Consider the following 14,583-nt stretch of genomic DNA (forward strand, 5'->3'; position numbering starts at 1 on the left):
TCGAACGCTTGTCATTGAAGATTGGTGGAGGCAGACGGGATCGAACCGACGACCCCCTGCTTGCAAAGCAGGTGCTCTCCCAGCTGAGCTATGCCCCCATGTACAGAGACTTCCTCAGGTGTGTTCCGCCAGACAATTGGTGGGTCTGGTTGGATTCGAACCAACGACCCCCGCCTTATCAAGACGGTGCTCTAACCGACTGAGCTACAGACCCCTGAGTCTGTCTTGATTTACAGCCGATAAGCGTGAGCGCTCAACTTGTGCGAGATAGCTCTAGAAAGGAGGTGATCCAGCCGCACCTTCCGATACGGCTACCTTGTTACGACTTCACCCCAGTCATGAATCCTACCGTGGTGACCGTCCTCCTTGCGGTTAGACTAGCCACTTCTGGTAAAACCCACTCCCATGGTGTGACGGGCGGTGTGTACAAGACCCGGGAACGTATTCACCGCGGCATGCTGATCCGCGATTACTAGCGATTCCAGCTTCATGCACTCGAGTTGCAGAGTGCAATCCGGACTACGATCGGTTTTCTGGGATTAGCTCCCCCTCGCGGGTTGGCGACCCTCTGTTCCGACCATTGTATGACGTGTGAAGCCCTACCCATAAGGGCCATGAGGACTTGACGTCATCCCCACCTTCCTCCGGTTTGTCACCGGCAGTCTCCTTAGAGTGCTCTTGCGTAGCAACTAAGGACAAGGGTTGCGCTCGTTGCGGGACTTAACCCAACATCTCACGACACGAGCTGACGACAGCCATGCAGCACCTGTGCGCCGGTTCTCTTTCGAGCACTCCCGAATCTCTTCAGGATTCCGACCATGTCAAGGGTAGGTAAGGTTTTTCGCGTTGCATCGAATTAATCCACATCATCCACCGCTTGTGCGGGTCCCCGTCAATTCCTTTGAGTTTTAATCTTGCGACCGTACTCCCCAGGCGGTCAACTTCACGCGTTAGCTACGTTACTAAGGAAATGAATCCCCAACAACTAGTTGACATCGTTTAGGGCGTGGACTACCAGGGTATCTAATCCTGTTTGCTCCCCACGCTTTCGTGCATGAGCGTCAGTATTGGCCCAGGGGGCTGCCTTCGCCATCGGTATTCCTCCACATCTCTACGCATTTCACTGCTACACGTGGAATTCTACCCCCCTCTGCCATACTCTAGCCTGCCAGTCACCAATGCAGTTCCCAGGTTGAGCCCGGGGATTTCACATCGGTCTTAGCAAACCGCCTGCGCACGCTTTACGCCCAGTAATTCCGATTAACGCTCGCACCCTACGTATTACCGCGGCTGCTGGCACGTAGTTAGCCGGTGCTTATTCTTCCGGTACCGTCATCCCCCCGCCATATTAGGGCAGAGGATTTCTTTCCGGACAAAAGTGCTTTACAACCCGAAGGCCTTCTTCACACACGCGGCATTGCTGGATCAGGGTTTCCCCCATTGTCCAAAATTCCCCACTGCTGCCTCCCGTAGGAGTCTGGGCCGTGTCTCAGTCCCAGTGTGGCTGGTCGTCCTCTCAGACCAGCTACTGATCGTCGCCTTGGTAGGCCTTTACCCCACCAACTAGCTAATCAGCCATCGGCCAACCCTATAGCGCGAGGTCCGAAGATCCCCCGCTTTCATCCGTAGATCGTATGCGGTATTAATCCGGCTTTCGCCGGGCTATCCCCCACTACAGGACATGTTCCGATGTATTACTCACCCGTTCGCCACTCGCCACCAGGTGCAAGCACCCGTGCTGCCGTTCGACTTGCATGTGTAAGGCATGCCGCCAGCGTTCAATCTGAGCCAGGATCAAACTCTTCAGTTCAAACCTGTTACTGTTTTCGGTTCCGTAGAACCGGTCGCTCACTCAAAGCTGACAGGAATATGAATTGCTTCATAAACCTGACTTACTTTAGTGTGAGACTCTTGATACTTTTGCTAATCCGATCCGAAGATCGGCTCGCGGTCATCAAGCGCCCACACTTATCGGCTGTTAATTTTTAAAGAGCGTTTCTGCGAGAAGCACTTCGTCTTTCCCAGCAGCGCTGCGTTGTCAGCAGCAGAGAAACGAGATTATGAACACTGTTTCGCAGTTCGTCAACAACTTTTTTTACTACATCGTTGCGACTGCGGGGTTCATCTTCCTTCGCTGACCGGGTGTCCAACCACGACCGCCAACCAGCTCCGTTTCCCCCTTCCGCGCCGCGTTGCCGTGAGCGCGAAAGAGGCGTGATTCTAGGCACCTCCCGCGTTCCGCGCAAGGGGTTCGAAGCACTTTTTTACATAGTCCCTGATTCGGGCACACTCGATGCCGCAGTGCGAGACCGCTTACTGTGCACAGAACGGACTAGAATGTGATGTTCTTCGCCCCTTTCTATACGAATTTAATATGCGCCAGCGAATCGCCAAACGTCTTCCTCCCGATGCCGACAAACTGGTCGGCCTGTCGCTTGCGCTCTTCGCCTCCGGCAGCCGCATCGAGGATCGCTTCTGGGAAGCGAAGCTCGACGCGCTGCTCGCCAAGATCGTTCGCAATGGCAACCAGACCACGCTCGATGCGGCCCTCGACCATCTCCAGCAGAACCATCCGGACGCATACGGCGCGCTTGCCGACATGGCCGAGACGCACAGCGAGTCGATGGTGATCGAACACGACGGCCAACCGCACGATGCGCTGCTGATCGCAGTGCCCGTGCTGGCGTGGACGCGCTACGTGATCCCTTCGGGTCCGCTGAAGACGGACACCGCCGAAGCCCTGCGCACGCATCTGCAGGCGCACGTCCTCGCAAACGGCACGCTCGTCGGGCTTGCCCCGTTCCTCTACAGCATCGACCAGTTGCCGCGGCATCACGTCGAAACCTATCGCCTCGCCCAGCAACTCGCGCATGCCGCGCTCGGCCAGCACGCCGCCAAGCTCAACTTCGGCGACCTGCCCGAGACTTCGCCGATCCTGGCCGATCCGCGCTTCCTGCTTGCCGTCGTGGCCGCCCCGGCGGGCGCCCCGCTGTTCCGCTGGCAAGAGGAAGAGCACGGCTCCCGGATCGAACGCGGTCAGTGCCTCGAGCAATGGACTGCGCAAGGCGGCCCGAACCTCGCAATCGCCCTGCCTGGGTGCGAATTCGAATGCCTGCTTCCGGACGCGTACTATTCGGCCTGCCGCGATGCCGACGAAAGGATTCGCCCGCACACGGTCCGAACGGCCGTTCGTTATCTTTTTGACACACTTGGTGCAGCGCCGCAGGAACTGCGCGCAGTGGTCGCCGGCTTCGGCGAACGTCGTATCGACGAATATCGAATCGGCTTCACGCGCCGCGGCAACAACGACGTGATCTACGGCGTCGTCTGGCCGCTCTACGGCCGTGAGAATGGGGATGTGGCGACCGATAACGGCACGCTCGAAGGCGACATGCCGATCGACGGACCGCTCGAGGAAATCGTCAGCCTGCTGAAGGAATGCGGCGTGACCGACGTTCGCCGGCACGCGGGCCGCTTCGAACCGGAATACTGCGACGACTGCGGCGTACCGCTGTACGCAGACCCGCTCGGGGAAATCGTTCACGCCGAGATGCCGGAAGACGCGTCGCCCGCTCAGCCGCACTTCCACTGAACCGACGCACCTCCCGAACGGCCGGCTCGTCGAAAGCCGCTCCTGGTTGCCACCGGAGCGGCTTTTTCATTGTCCTAAAAAAATTTCTGACTTTTCCTAAGCCATTCGGCCAAGCAGACATCATGTAAGGTGTTTGTCATGATCGAGATCAAGGCATGACGCCAGCAGCTCGATGCGACTTACAACCTTACGGAGGTCAGACTATGCGTTTCCTGGTTCTCAATTCAGACGCGGAGCGACGTGACGGACTGAAAGCCCTGTTGCGGCAGATCGACCGTCACGCCGGATACAACGACGCGCCTGACGGCTTCCAGGCGCGCCGGTTGTTGCGCAACGAGCGTTTCGACCTGGTCGCAATCGACTGGCAGGACGTCGGTCGGCTCAGCGAGCTTCAGGCGCTCTGCAACGCCTGTTCGCCTTCGCCTGCCGCAGTCCTGATCGACGACGCCACGCCCGAAACCGTCCGGGGTCTCTTCAACTGCGGCGTCACCGGCGTGATCCCTCGCTCGACACGGCCGCACCTGATCGTCCGCGCATTCGAAATGGTGCTGCTCGGCGGCCACTACATCCCGCCGATCGCTCTCAACCTGCTGCCTTCGCTGCTCGTGACCCGCCACGAATCGCATGTCCAGGAGCTCGCCGGGACGATTCCCCGCCGTTCGGCCACCCGCCTGCTGTCGCCGCGGCAGGCGCAGATCATGCGCTTCGTCCACATGGGCAACACCAACAAGATGATTGCGCGCACGCTCGGCATCAGCGAAGGCACCGTGAAGATCCACCTCGCGAGCATTTTCCAGCAACTTGGCGCGACCAATCGCGCCGCCGCGGTCGCGATCTACAACGGCTGGCTGTCTCCGCACCTCGAAGTCCTGCTGTCGAGCCGCGACGGCGCGCGCAGGCCGGTGCTGGGCGAACGCGGGCCGGTGTCGCTGCGCGCCGTGCGCGACAATTGCAAATACCCGTCGCCGGCTGCGAACGACGGAATGCAGAAGACGCTCCACGCCGCCGAACCGCCTGCCCGGTTCCGCCGCGATCGCTAGCCTGACCGTATCGCGATCGCGACGGTCGACATGCGAGCAGATTCCCATGTTTGATGTTCAACGAGTAATATGGACGCATGGGTTTTCTCTTCACACCGCTTCCGCTATGGGTTGGCGTCGGTGGCTGGATCGCCGCCGCGGCTCTGCTCGCGCTGGCGATCTGGAAGCGCCCGTTCGTCCGTCTCCAGGACGCGACGCTCCAGCACGTGTGGCTCGCGCTCATCACGGCGATCACGGTGCTCTGGGCGTCAAACGCCTGGCTCGAAGACGGACTCGTCATGCACCTGCTCGGCGCGACCCTGCTCGTCACATTATTCGACTGGACACTCGCGCTGATCGCGATGGGCATCGTGACGGTGGTCGCCGCGATCATCTTCGACGCGCCGTGGCACGGGATCGGCCTGACCTACCTGATCTACGGCGCATGGCCCGTCGCGATATCGTCGTTGCTGCAGCGCGCGGCGCTCGCGTGGCTGCCGCACAATCTGTCGTCGTTCATTACGGGCCAGGGGTTTCTGTCGCCCGCCATCACGATCGTCGCGGTCGCCGCTGCAGCGGCCGGGGTGCAGCTCGCACTCGCGGACGGCACCGCCATCGTCATTCCGTCCGGCTATCTGTGGAATACGGCCTTGCTCGCGCTTGGCGAAGCATGGTTCACCGGCATGGCGACAGCCCTCATCGCCGTCTATCGCCCTGCCTGGGTCACGACTTTCGACGTCCGGCGCTATCGTCTCGGCGGCCCGCGTGCGTAAGCGCGCGCCGGCGGCAACAATCTTGCGAGTTCTTGCGTCATCGCGCGGTGTCCGCAACGCGGGAGAGCGTCACGTCTACTGTCACGCGACTTTTTTACGCTAAGATTGAACTCCGGTTCTTCATCGGGCATCTATACGTGCCCGATGTCTTATTTGCTCCTCACCAATAACCAGATGGACAGCTCACCCGCCCCGCTCCGAATCCTCAGAGCGTTCGGCAAGCTGGCAGCCTGTGTCGCGGGTCTGTCGCTTGCACTTTCGGCACCGGTCTTCGCCGACCTCCTCGACCAGCGCTCCGAACTGATCAACAAGTTCGTCAACGAGATGCACGCCGATCCGCTCGTCGCGGACTGCGCGGCCCACGGCAGCTTCATCGCCAGCACGTCGTCGGCCTTCGATCGCGTCGAATTCCCGCCAACTGCGTTCGACAGCGGCAACGCGACGATCACGCCGTGGAACGACGCGTTCGACCAAGGCAAGCAGCGCGTCAAGGTCGACAACATCGTCACCGTCGACGGACTCGGCATTCGCAACGATGGCGGCGACTCGACGGCGCTGAAATTCCGTTGCGGCTATGTCGGCCAGCAGATGCTCGCATTCAGCTGGAACGATCCGGTTCCGCCGCTCAAGCCGCGTGCCGAACGGCCAGCGCCGTCGAAAAAGAGCGTCAAGGGCAAGTCGGCGAAGGGCAAGACCAAGGCGAAAGCCTCCGGCCGCACCGCCAAGAAGGCTTCGGCAACGAAGCGATCCACGGCCCAGAAGAAAGTCGCGAAGAAGAAGTCGACGGCGAAGCAGTCCTGACACGACGGGGCGACAACGGCAGACGAAAAAAAGCCGGGACATCCAGTGATGCCCCGGCTTCATTCTTGCCCCGCCGAAAACGCCCTTACGCGAACGTCTCGACGTGTCGCAGGATCGCGGCCAGCATCGCCGCGCCGAGCGCCGCGCTGCGTTCGCCGTTCCAGCCGACGCGCTCGTCGGGCAGGTTCGCGTTGTCCTTGAACGGCATCTCGAGCGTCAGCGACAGGCATCCGAACTGGTGCCCGATGTACTTCGACGCGAGCTTGAGCGCATCCTCCTTGTACTTGCTCGCCGCGTAGCCGTGTTCGTCCTGGAAATCCGGGCTCGCGACCTTGAACGCGTCGATGAACGCCGTCTGCTCGATCCCCTGCTGCTCGGTAAAGCTCGGCAGCATTTCCGAACCCGCGACGAACACGTACGGCAGATCCTCGTCACCGTGGATATCGAAGAACAGATCGCAGCCGGTCGCGTGAATCGCTTCGCGCACGACCAGCACCTCGGGGCTGCGCGCGGCATCCGGCTCCATCCATTCGCGATTCAGGTTCGCGCCGGCGGCATTGGTCCGCAGGTTGCCGTGCACGCTGCCGTCGGGATTCATGTTCGGCACGATGTAGAACGTCGCTCGGTCGTAAAGCTTGCGCGCGACCGGATCGCCCGCCCAGTCGCCCCAACCGGCAAGACGCTTGACGAGCCCCTCGACGAACCACTCCGCCATCGTCTCGCCCGGATGCTGGCGCGCAATGATCCACACCTTCTTCTTCGGCGCGCCGTCCGCGTCCGGCGCGCCGAGCGTCAGCAGCGACATCGGCCGCCCTTCGACGGTCCGGCCGAGCTCGGTCACGCTCGCCTGCGGCAATTGCTGGACCGCGCCGAGAAACGCCGCATGACGCTCTTCCGAGTACGGCTCGAAATATGCGTAATAGATGCTGTCGAACTCGGGCGTATGGTCGATCGTCATCGTCTTGCCGTCGAACGTCGTCGGCACGCGGAACCAGTCGACCCGGTCGTAGCTCGCGACCGCGCTGTAGTTGTGCCAGCCCGACGGATACGCGCATTCGGCCGCGTTCTCGAACGTCATCACGCACCGCTCGCCGCGCGCGCCCGTCACGCGGTAGTAGAACCACTGCGCGAATTCCGCCTGATTGTCGCCACGCACGCGCAGACGGATCGCGTCCGGCTGCTCGCACGACACGACGTCGATCGCGCCGGCGTCGAAATTACTGGTGATCGAAAGGGTCATCGTCTCTCCTGTCCCATGCAAAGCTGCTCCGGCGGTCTCGTGAACCACCCGCAGGTCACTCGCCGACTCGCCGGCGATATACGTAAGTCGAATCGTTCGATGCGGCTTCGTCGAACGCGTAGCCTTCCACCGCGAAATCCCTCAGCGCCTGCGGTTCGGCGATCCGGTTCTCGACGACATAGCGGGCCATCAGGCCGCGCGCGCGCTTCGCGTGGAAGCTGATGATCTTGTAGCGGCCGCCCTTCCAGTCCTCGAACACCGGCGTGATGACCGGCGCGGCCAGCAGCTTCGGCTTGACCGACTTGAAATACTCGGTCGACGCACAGTTGATCAGCACTCGCGACGCGCCGCCGCGCGTTTCCAGCTGCGCGTTCAACGCGCGGGTGATCCGGTCGCCCCAGAACGCATAGAGATCCTTGCCGCGCCCGTTCGCGAAGCGCGTACCCATCTCGAGCCGGTACGGCTGCAGCAGGTCGAGCGGGCGCAGCAGCCCGTACAGGCCCGACAGCACGCGCACGTGCTGCTGCGCGTAATCGAGGTCTGCCGACGACAGCGACTTCGCGTCGAAGCCTTCGTACACGTCGCCGTTGAACGCGAGCACCGCCTGCTTCGCGTTCGCGGGCGAGAAGGTCGGCGACCAGTCCGCGTAGCGCTGGAAGTTCAGGCGCGCGAGCGGATCGGAGATGTCCATCAGCGTCGCGATGTCCTGCGGCGACAGCTTGCGCAGCCCGTCGATCAGCTCCGACGCGTCGTCGACGAACGCAGGCTCGGTGTAGGTCGCGACATGGGCAGGGGTGTCGTAGTCGAGGGATTTCGCGGGAGAGAGAACGATTATCATAGAGGCTCGCTGGCACGCCGTGCCGTGCGGTCAGACGAAAACCACCGATTGTAACGAATGCCCAGCTCCCCCGCCCCACGCGCCGCATGTCGCGTCGTGCTCGATTCGAACGTCTGGATCGACATCCTCGTCTTCGACGACCCCGCCACGCGCCCGATCCGGGCCGCACTGGAGCGCGGCGCGCTCGTCGCGCTGATCGACGGCCGCTGCCTGACCGAGCTCGAGCACGTGCTCGACTATCCGCAGTTCCAGGCGCGCGCGGTCGACAAGGCGGCCGCGCTCGCGACCGTCGCCCGCCTCGCGCAAAGGGTCGAACCGCCGCCGGTCGACGCCGACGCGCCGCCGCTGCCGAAATGCAAGGATCGCGACGATCAGAAGTTTCTCGAACTGGCGCGCGCCGCGCAAGCCGAGTGGCTCGTGTCGAAAGACCGGGCGCTGCTCAAGCTTGCGAAGCGCACCGCGCGCGACTTCGGCTTCCGGATCGCCCAGCCCGCGCCGTTCACCGACGCGTGCACGCTCGACGTCGCCAGTGCCGACGCGGTCACGCCGGCCTGAGCCGCCGGCGCCCTTCACTTCCGACAGCCACCGATGAACGCTCCTTCCGACATGCCAACGACTCCCGTTTTCCCCTCGCGTCTGCCGAACGTCGGCACGACGATCTTCACGGTCATGAGCGCGCTTGCCGCCGAGAAAGGCGCCGTCAACCTCGGCCAGGGCTTTCCGGACTTCGATTGCGACCCGCGGATCGTCGACGCGGTCGCCGCCGCGATGCGCAACGGCCACAACCAGTATCCGCCGATGGCCGGCGTCGCGCCGCTGCGCGAAGCGATCGCCGACAAGATCGCGCAGGTGTACGGCCGCCGCTACGATCCGGCGACCGAGATCACGGTGACGGCCGGCGCGACGCAGGCGCTGCTCACCGCGATCCTGTGCGCGGTGCACCCCGGCGACGAGGTGATCGTCGTCGAGCCGACCTACGACAGCTACCTGCCGTCGATCGAGCTCGCGGGCGGCAAGCCGGTGTTCGTCACGCTGGAAGCGCCCGACTACGCGATCCCGTTCGACCGCCTCGCGGCCGCGATCACGCCGAAGACGCGGATGATCCTGATCAACACGCCGCACAACCCGACCGGCACCGTGTGGCGCGAAGCGGACATGCGCAAGCTCGAGGAGATCGTGCGCGGCACCAACCTGCTGATCCTGTCGGACGAGGTGTACGAGCACATGGTGTACGACGGCGCGCGCCATGAAAGCGTCGCGCGCTATCCGGAACTGGCCGCGCGCAGCTTCATCGTGTCCAGCTTCGGCAAGACCTATCACGTGACGGGCTGGAAGGTCGGCTACGTAGCCGCGCCCGCCGCGCTCAGCGCGGAGTTCCGCAAGGTCCATCAGTTCAACGTGTTCACGGTGAATACGCCGATGCAGTTCGGGCTCGCCGACTACCTGCGCGCCCCGGCGCCGTACCTGACGCTCGCCGACTTCTACCAGAAGAAGCGCGACTTCTTCCGCGCCGGGCTCGAACGCACGCGCTTCAAGCTGCTGCCGTGCTCGGGCACGTATTTCCAGTGCGTCGACTATTCGGCTATCAGCGACCTGCCCGAAGCGGAATTCTCCAAGTGGCTCACGACGGAAATCGGCGTCGCGGCAATCCCGGTGTCGGCGTTCTATCACGCGCCGCATGAATCGGGCGTCGTGCGCTTCTGCTTCGCGAAGCAGGAACGCACGCTCGCCACCGCGCTCGAACGGCTCGCGAAGCTGTAAGCAGGCCCGTACCGCCCGGGCCTGCGCGGCGCGCCGGGACGCGCGCCGCCGCTCCCCGCCCGTCGCAGCGCATGCGTCAAGCGAACGCGACGCTCACGGACGTTTGCCGTTCGCCGCCGCGAGATACGCCTTGCGATCTTCGGCGACGCGTTGCGCGGCCGGGCGCTCGCCGACCTTCTGCGCATGCGCCTTCCAGTCGATGCCCGCTTCGAGCAGGAAATCTCGGCCGTAGACCGTCTTCGTCGCCATGCCGATGACCGGCAGGTGGATCGACGCGGCGATGTCCGCAAGACCGAACGAATCGCCGAGCACGTAGGGCGAGAAGTGCGTCATCTTCTTGAACGCGTCGATCGCGCGCGGCAGGCGCTTCTCGACGTGCGCCTTCATCCCGTCACTGACCTTCCCGCCGAAAAACGCTTCCGTATAGATCTCGCGTGCGGTCCATTCGAGATACAGCTCGAGCGTCTCGACGAGCTCGCGCACCTTCGCCGCCGCAAACGGGTCGGACGGGAAAATCGGCTTGTCCGGATAGCGCGCCGCCAGATATTCGATGATCACCTGCGACTCGAACAGCGCGCCCTGTTCGGTCTTCAGGAACGGAATCTTGCCGAGCGGCGTATCGGCGAGCACGGCCGGATCGCTGATCGGCAGGCCGCACGGCGATTCCTCGAATGGAATGCCGTACTCGAGCAAAACGAACTTCACCTTGTTGTAGTAGTTGGACAACGGAATACCGCACAGCTGTAGCATCGGAGTCTCCTTCCTCGCTGGGATCTGGCCGGGCCGATGCCCGGCGTATCGGGATTCGTCGCGCTGAAAAGCACGTTCGTGCTAGTCTAAGGCAGTTCCAATTCTGTCACGACTTCGTTGCCTCCGCAGCCGCGACATCATCGCCTGCCCGTGCAGCGAATGCGGCGTCTCAGCCGCGCCATTCGATGGAGACACACTCGCATGAGTGCTGAACTGCTGGCGTCACGCCCGTCCGAAAGCGAATCGACGCTCGTCCTCACGCTATCCAATCCCGGCGCGCGCAACGCGCTGCATCCCGACATGTATGCAGCGGGCATCGAGGCGCTCGCCACCGCCGAGCGCGATCCGGCGATTCGCGCGGTCGTGCTCGCCGGCGCCGATCGCTTCTTTTGCGCGGGCGGCAACCTGAACCGGCTGCTCGACAACCGCTCGAAGGATCCATCCCATCAGGCCGACAGCATCGACCTGCTCGGTGCGTGGATCGCCGCGATCCGCGCGTCGACGAAGCCCGTCATCGCGGCGGTCGAAGGGGCCGCGGCCGGCGCCGGTTTCTCGCTCGCGCTCGCCTGCGACCTGATCGTCGCTGCGCACGATGCGAAGTTCGTGATGTCGTACGCGCGCGTCGGCCTGACGCCGGACGGCGGCGGCTCGTGGTTCCTCGCCCGCGCGCTGCCGCGCGCACTCGCGGCCGAGATCCTGTTCGAAGGCAAGCCCGTCGCGGCCGAGCGCCTGCATGCGCTCGGCGTCGTCAACCGTCTCGCCGCGCCCGGCGCCGCACTCGACGACGCGCTGGCCTGGGCCGACGCGCTCTCGAACATCTCGCCGAACGCGCTGACGCGCATCAAGGCGCTGCTCGACGACGCGGCCGCGCAACCGCTCGATGCACATCTCGTCACCGAACGCGACCATTTCGTCGCGTCGCTGTATCACGCGGATGCGCTCGAAGGCATCACCGCGTTTCTCGACAAACGCCCGGCCCGCTACAAACGCTAACCCAGCCATGTCACGTTTCGAACTGCCTCGGCGCCGTCGCATCTACCTGATGCGGCACGGCGACGTCACCTATTTCGATGCTTCGGGACGCGCGATCGATCCCGACGGCGTGCCGCTCAACGCGCGCGGCCGCGACCAGGCCAGCGCCGCCGGACGCCTGTTCGCCGAACAGCGCATCCGCTTCGACCGCGTGATCGCAAGCGGCCTGCCCCGCACGCTCGAAACCGCGCAACGCGTGCTCGCGGAAACCGGCCAGCGCATCGACATCGAGGTCGAACCGGCCTGGCGCGAGATCCGCGGCGGACATCTGTCGGATATCCCGCCCGAGCAGCATCGCGATGCGTTCCTGCGCGTGCTCGACGGCATCGTGCCCGAATCGACGCGCTTTCTCGGCGGCGAGACGATCGGCGAACTGATCGACCGCGTGCTGCCGCCGCTCGACGCGCTGCGCGCCGACGGCACGTGGGACACCGCGCTGCTGGTGCTGCACGGCGGGGTCAACTGCGCGCTGCTGTCGCATGCGACGGTGCCGGGCCAGCGGCTCTTCATCGGCCACCTGTCGCAATCGACCGGCTGCATCAACGCGCTCGACGTCGGCGACGCTCCGCACGACTGGGTCGTCCGCCTGCTCAACTACTCGCCGCCCGAAGCGTTGCACCGGGACGCGCGCAACACGACGATGGAAGTGCTGTATCAGCAGTATCTGAAGTTCACGCAATCCTGATCGTCGTTCCTGCCTGGAACTTGGTATGGGATCCGAGCATGCGCCAATGCGGGTCTCGACGTCGACGCGCTGGCTCGCCGAGCACGTCGACGGCTTCTGCGGGCCGCTGACCGTCGAGCAGTTCAACAACGCCCCGTCGAATCCGACCTTCAGGCACGTCACGCCGGCCCGCAGCTACGTGATGCGCGCGAATGCATGCGCGTCGGCGCGCACGCTGCGTTTCGCGGACGGCCGCGACGAAGTGCGCCGCATCGCGATCGCGAAACTCGAGTTCGCACGCTACGTCGAATAGCGCTCAGCGCGCCGCCGGCAGCCTGCGTCGATCCGTGCTCTAATGACCGCCTGTCGCGGCGCCCCGGCGGCGCCGCTATCGCGGACGCATTGAAGGAGTTGACGATGATCGACGTCTACAGCTGGGCGACCCCGAACGGTCACAAGGTGCACATCCTGCTCGAGGAAACCGGCCTCGAATATCGCGTGCACCCGATCGATATCGGCGCAGGCGACCAGTTCCAGCCGGATTTCCTGAAGATCAGCCCGAACAACAAGATTCCGGCGATCGTCGATGCGGACGGCCCCGGCGGCAAGCCGATCGCGCTGTTCGAATCGGGCGCGATCCTCATCTATCTCGCGGAAAAGACCGGCCGGTTCCTGCCGACGGACCCGGCCGCGCGCTACGCGACGCTGCAATGGCTGATGTTCCAGATGGGCGGCGTCGGCCCGATGCTCGGGCAGGCGCATCACTTCCGCCTCTACGCGCCGGAGAAGATCGACTACGCGGTCAACCGCTATACGAACGAAGCGCACCGCCTCTACAACGTGATGGACAAGCGGCTCGGCGAAACCGCGTATCTCGCCGGCGATGACTACACGATCGCGGACATCGCGACGTTCCCGTGGACGCGCTCGTGGCAGAACCAGGGGATCGAGCTCGACGAGTTCCCGAACGTGAAGCGCTGGCATGAGGCGATCGCCGCGCGGCCGGCGGTGCAGCGCGGCGTCGAGGTGCTGGCGTCGCTGCGCAAGGCGCTGCAGGACGACAAGGCGCGCGAGGTGCTGTTCGGCGCCACGCAATACGCGAAGCACTGAACGTTCCGGGCGTCGCGCATGGGGCCGCACATCGCGCGACGCCCGATGCGCGAATCCGCCAGCGCTTCAGAAATAGTGCCGCGTGACGAACTCGGCCGCACACACGAGCCGCGGCGTCTCGGTACGTTCGACCTGCATCGAGACGGCCCACGTCACCTGGATGCCGCCCTTCTCCACCTCGGCGGTTTCCTGCACGGCGAACAGCGCGCGGATGCGCGCGCCGACCGGCACCGGCTTCATGAAGCGCACCCGGTTCAGTCCGTAGTTCAAGCCCATCTTCTGCTCGAAACGCATCGCGTCGGCCATCAACGCGGGAATCAGCGACAGCGTCAGGAAACCGTGCGCGACCGGACCGCCAAACGGCGATTCGCGTCGCGCACGCTCGGGATCGACGTGAATCCACTGATGATCGCCCGTCGCGTCGGCGAACCCGTCGACGCGGCGCTGGTCGACGACGATCCATCCGCTTGCGAGCGGCGCTTCGCCGACGCGTGCCGTCAGCGCCTGCGCCGACGCGATCAGCGGCAGGGCCGCCGCCGTCATGCGCTCGCCCGGGCCGGATCGCGCAGCCCGAAGATCACCTTCGAACGCACGGTGATCACCGTCTCGCCGCCGCCGTTGACGCCGATCCACTCGGTCGTCACGATGCCGCGATCGGGCTTGCTCGCCGACACGCGCTTGTCGTGGATCTTCTGGTACATCGTGATCGTGTCGCCGACGCGCACCGGCTTCAGCCAGCGGATTTCGTCGATGCCCGGCGAACCCATGCTGGTCGAGCCCGGCAGCACGTTGCGCACCAGCATGCCCATGAACACCGAACAGGTGTGCCAGCCGCTCGCGACGAGCCCGCCGAACGGCGAGGCTTCCGCTGCCGCCTCGTCCATGTGAAACGGCTGCGGGTCGTAGCGCCCGGCGAACGTCTTGATGTCGTCCGCCTCGAACGTGTAGCGCCCGACTTCGGTCGTGGCGCCGACCACCAGATCTTCGTAACTGATACCCACTC

At 64.0% G+C, this 14,583-nt stretch carries 14 protein-coding genes, 2 tRNA genes, 1 rRNA gene and 1 pseudogene; 10 read left to right on the forward strand and 8 right to left on the reverse strand.

The features are described 5' to 3' along the window. Window positions 1–22: 22 nt before the first annotated feature. The 3 genes from ACFIMZ_RS13930 to ACFIMZ_RS13940 form a co-directional block, all read right to left on the reverse strand. Window positions 23–98, reverse strand: a tRNA-Ala gene (locus ACFIMZ_RS13930). 39 nt (window positions 99–137) lie between these two features. After that, window positions 138–214 (reverse strand) — tRNA-Ile (locus ACFIMZ_RS13935). A gap of 63 nt (window positions 215–277) precedes the next feature. After that, a 16S ribosomal RNA gene (locus ACFIMZ_RS13940) occupies window positions 278–1,810 on the reverse strand. Window positions 1,811–2,374: 564 nt separating this feature from the next. Here ACFIMZ_RS13940 and ACFIMZ_RS13945 point away from each other — a divergent pair. From ACFIMZ_RS13945 to ACFIMZ_RS13960, 4 genes are all read left to right on the forward strand, one after another. After that, on the forward strand, window positions 2,375–3,592 hold the full coding sequence (locus ACFIMZ_RS13945; RefSeq protein ID WP_431822495.1) for a DUF2863 family protein: 1,218 nt from the start codon (window positions 2,375–2,377) through the stop codon (window positions 3,590–3,592). A gap of 203 nt (window positions 3,593–3,795) precedes the next feature. Beyond that, window positions 3,796–4,632, forward strand: a complete 837-nt coding sequence (locus ACFIMZ_RS13950; RefSeq protein ID WP_431822496.1) for a LuxR C-terminal-related transcriptional regulator — start codon at window positions 3,796–3,798, stop codon at window positions 4,630–4,632. A gap of 77 nt (window positions 4,633–4,709) precedes the next feature. Beyond that, window positions 4,710–5,384, forward strand: a complete 675-nt coding sequence (locus ACFIMZ_RS13955; RefSeq protein ID WP_431820030.1) for an energy-coupling factor ABC transporter permease — start codon at window positions 4,710–4,712, stop codon at window positions 5,382–5,384. 144 nt (window positions 5,385–5,528) lie between these two features. Next, window positions 5,529–6,185, forward strand: coding sequence for a BspC domain-containing protein (locus ACFIMZ_RS13960; protein ID WP_431822497.1), 657 nt, complete (start codon window positions 5,529–5,531; stop codon window positions 6,183–6,185). 85 nt (window positions 6,186–6,270) lie between these two features. Here ACFIMZ_RS13960 and ACFIMZ_RS13965 read toward each other — a convergent pair whose 3' ends face one another. Both ACFIMZ_RS13965 and yaaA read right to left on the reverse strand, forming a co-directional pair. Beyond that, on the reverse strand, window positions 6,271–7,425 hold the full coding sequence (locus tag ACFIMZ_RS13965) for a M14 family metallopeptidase (RefSeq protein WP_431820031.1): 1,155 nt from the start codon (window positions 7,423–7,425) through the stop codon (window positions 6,271–6,273). A gap of 55 nt (window positions 7,426–7,480) precedes the next feature. After that, the gene (yaaA, locus tag ACFIMZ_RS13970) at window positions 7,481–8,263 is read right to left on the reverse strand and encodes a peroxide stress protein YaaA (RefSeq protein ID WP_431820032.1); all 783 of its coding nucleotides are present in this window, start codon (window positions 8,261–8,263) and stop codon (window positions 7,481–7,483) included. Between the two features lie 57 nt (window positions 8,264–8,320). On the opposite strand from yaaA, the gene ACFIMZ_RS13975 reads away from it, so the two are divergent. Both ACFIMZ_RS13975 and ACFIMZ_RS13980 read left to right on the forward strand, forming a co-directional pair. Then, window positions 8,321–8,818, forward strand: coding sequence for a putative toxin-antitoxin system toxin component, PIN family (locus tag ACFIMZ_RS13975; RefSeq protein WP_431820033.1), 498 nt, complete (start codon window positions 8,321–8,323; stop codon window positions 8,816–8,818). A gap of 33 nt (window positions 8,819–8,851) precedes the next feature. Continuing rightward, complete coding sequence (locus ACFIMZ_RS13980; protein ID WP_431820034.1) at window positions 8,852–10,024, forward strand: pyridoxal phosphate-dependent aminotransferase; 1,173 nt, start codon at window positions 8,852–8,854, stop codon at window positions 10,022–10,024. Between the two features lie 93 nt (window positions 10,025–10,117). On the opposite strand, the gene ACFIMZ_RS13985 is transcribed toward ACFIMZ_RS13980, so the two are convergent. Further along, the gene (locus tag ACFIMZ_RS13985) at window positions 10,118–10,774 is read right to left on the reverse strand and encodes a glutathione S-transferase (protein ID WP_431820035.1); all 657 of its coding nucleotides are present in this window, start codon (window positions 10,772–10,774) and stop codon (window positions 10,118–10,120) included. Between the two features lie 201 nt (window positions 10,775–10,975). On the opposite strand from ACFIMZ_RS13985, the gene ACFIMZ_RS13990 reads away from it, so the two are divergent. The 4 genes and pseudogenes from ACFIMZ_RS13990 (at window position 10,976) to ACFIMZ_RS14005 (ending at window position 13,580) form a co-directional block, all read left to right on the forward strand. Beyond that, on the forward strand, window positions 10,976–11,767 hold the full coding sequence (locus ACFIMZ_RS13990; protein WP_431820036.1) for an oxepin-CoA hydrolase, alternative type: 792 nt from the start codon (window positions 10,976–10,978) through the stop codon (window positions 11,765–11,767). A 7-nt stretch (window positions 11,768–11,774) separates the two neighbouring features. Then, entirely contained in the window at window positions 11,775–12,491 is a 717-nt protein-coding gene (locus ACFIMZ_RS13995) for a histidine phosphatase family protein (protein WP_431820037.1), read from the forward strand. A 67-nt stretch (window positions 12,492–12,558) separates the two neighbouring features. After that, a pseudogene (locus ACFIMZ_RS14000) lies at window positions 12,559–12,682 on the forward strand (phosphotransferase family protein); the annotation flags it as partial. A gap of 205 nt (window positions 12,683–12,887) precedes the next feature. Next, window positions 12,888–13,580, forward strand: a complete 693-nt coding sequence (locus ACFIMZ_RS14005) for a glutathione binding-like protein (protein ID WP_431820038.1) — start codon at window positions 12,888–12,890, stop codon at window positions 13,578–13,580. Window positions 13,581–13,646: 66 nt separating this feature from the next. Here the strand turns inward: ACFIMZ_RS14005 and ACFIMZ_RS14010 are convergent, their stop codons facing one another. Together ACFIMZ_RS14010 and ACFIMZ_RS14015 are read right to left on the reverse strand one after the other, a co-directional pair. Further along, window positions 13,647–14,123, reverse strand: a complete 477-nt coding sequence (locus tag ACFIMZ_RS14010) for a MaoC family dehydratase (protein ID WP_431820039.1) — start codon at window positions 14,121–14,123, stop codon at window positions 13,647–13,649. Then, window positions 14,120–14,581, reverse strand: coding sequence for a MaoC family dehydratase (locus ACFIMZ_RS14015; protein ID WP_431820040.1), 462 nt, complete (start codon window positions 14,579–14,581; stop codon window positions 14,120–14,122). The genes ACFIMZ_RS14010 and ACFIMZ_RS14015 overlap by 4 nt, the downstream gene beginning before the upstream one ends. Between the last annotated feature and the right edge of the window lie 2 nt (window positions 14,582–14,583).

This window comes from Burkholderia sp. F1, assembly GCF_050813845.1.
Lineage (GTDB): Bacteria > Pseudomonadota > Gammaproteobacteria > Burkholderiales > Burkholderiaceae > Burkholderia > Burkholderia ubonensis.

What these genes read in the sequence shown, in the direction of transcription:
- ACFIMZ_RS13945 (WP_431822495.1), top strand. Translation starts at nt 2,375, where the DNA reads ATGCGCCAGCGAATCGCCAAACGTCTTCCTCCCGATGCCGACAAACTG.
- ACFIMZ_RS13950 (WP_431822496.1), top strand. Translation starts at nt 3,796, where the DNA reads ATGCGTTTCCTGGTTCTCAATTCAGACGCGGAGCGACGTGACGGACTG.
- ACFIMZ_RS13955 (WP_431820030.1), top strand. Translation starts at nt 4,710, where the DNA reads ATGGGTTTTCTCTTCACACCGCTTCCGCTATGGGTTGGCGTCGGTGGC.
- ACFIMZ_RS13960 (WP_431822497.1), top strand. Translation starts at nt 5,529, where the DNA reads ATGTCTTATTTGCTCCTCACCAATAACCAGATGGACAGCTCACCCGCC.
- ACFIMZ_RS13965 (WP_431820031.1), bottom strand. Translation starts at nt 7,425, where the DNA reads ATGACCCTTTCGATCACCAGTAATTTCGACGCCGGCGCGATCGACGTC.
- yaaA (WP_431820032.1), bottom strand. Translation starts at nt 8,263, where the DNA reads ATGATAATCGTTCTCTCTCCCGCGAAATCCCTCGACTACGACACCCCT.
- ACFIMZ_RS13975 (WP_431820033.1), top strand. Translation starts at nt 8,321, where the DNA reads ATGCCCAGCTCCCCCGCCCCACGCGCCGCATGTCGCGTCGTGCTCGAT.
- ACFIMZ_RS13980 (WP_431820034.1), top strand. Translation starts at nt 8,852, where the DNA reads ATGAACGCTCCTTCCGACATGCCAACGACTCCCGTTTTCCCCTCGCGT.
- ACFIMZ_RS13985 (WP_431820035.1), bottom strand. Translation starts at nt 10,774, where the DNA reads ATGCTACAGCTGTGCGGTATTCCGTTGTCCAACTACTACAACAAGGTG.
- ACFIMZ_RS13990 (WP_431820036.1), top strand. Translation starts at nt 10,976, where the DNA reads ATGAGTGCTGAACTGCTGGCGTCACGCCCGTCCGAAAGCGAATCGACG.
- ACFIMZ_RS13995 (WP_431820037.1), top strand. Translation starts at nt 11,775, where the DNA reads ATGTCACGTTTCGAACTGCCTCGGCGCCGTCGCATCTACCTGATGCGG.
- ACFIMZ_RS14005 (WP_431820038.1), top strand. Translation starts at nt 12,888, where the DNA reads ATGATCGACGTCTACAGCTGGGCGACCCCGAACGGTCACAAGGTGCAC.
- ACFIMZ_RS14010 (WP_431820039.1), bottom strand. Translation starts at nt 14,123, where the DNA reads ATGACGGCGGCGGCCCTGCCGCTGATCGCGTCGGCGCAGGCGCTGACG.